At 59.7% G+C, this 461-nt stretch carries 1 protein-coding gene; it reads left to right on the top strand.

Annotation, left to right across the window (positions count from 1 at the left end; translation table 11 throughout):
• Window positions 1–119 precede the first annotated feature (119 nt).
• On the top strand, window positions 120–461 hold a 342-nt coding region (locus lacNas_RS08835), incomplete at its 3' end, for an alpha/beta fold hydrolase (RefSeq protein ID WP_201346787.1).

Here is a 461-nt window from a genome sequence, read left to right as displayed (position 1 = left end):
GGCGGCCAACGTCTCGATTTACGGCAGCATCTTCAAGCACCTGCGCCGCCGGCTGACCAGCCGACGGCCTTATGAGGGCCGGGAATACACGGGCAATTATGTAAGGGAAAGGATCAAAGATGATCATCAAAGTTAACGGAGTCGATCTTTACTATCAGAAGCTCGGTCAGGGCCATCCGCTGATTCTCCTGCACGGCCACCACTTGGACGGGGGGATGTACAGCAAGGTGATCGCTCCTCTGTCTTTATACTACACGGTCTACAGCCTGGACATGCGGGGGCATGGCTTAAGCGGCGACGGGGCCGAGCACTACCAGACGGAAGTGGAAGACCTGGCGGTCTTCATCAAGGAGCTGGGCCTGGAGAAGCCTTATGTCTTCGGCTATGACTCCGGCGGCCTGGTCACCCTGATGCTGGCCAGCCAGCAGGCCGACCTGCTGGGCAAGGCGGTCGTGGCCGGC

Source organism: Lactobacillus nasalidis (assembly GCF_016587775.1).
Classification (GTDB): domain Bacteria; phylum Bacillota; class Bacilli; order Lactobacillales; family Lactobacillaceae; genus Lactobacillus; species Lactobacillus nasalidis.
The sequence above is the reverse complement of the archived record's forward strand: the minus strand, read 5'-3'. Positions and strand labels throughout refer to the sequence as shown.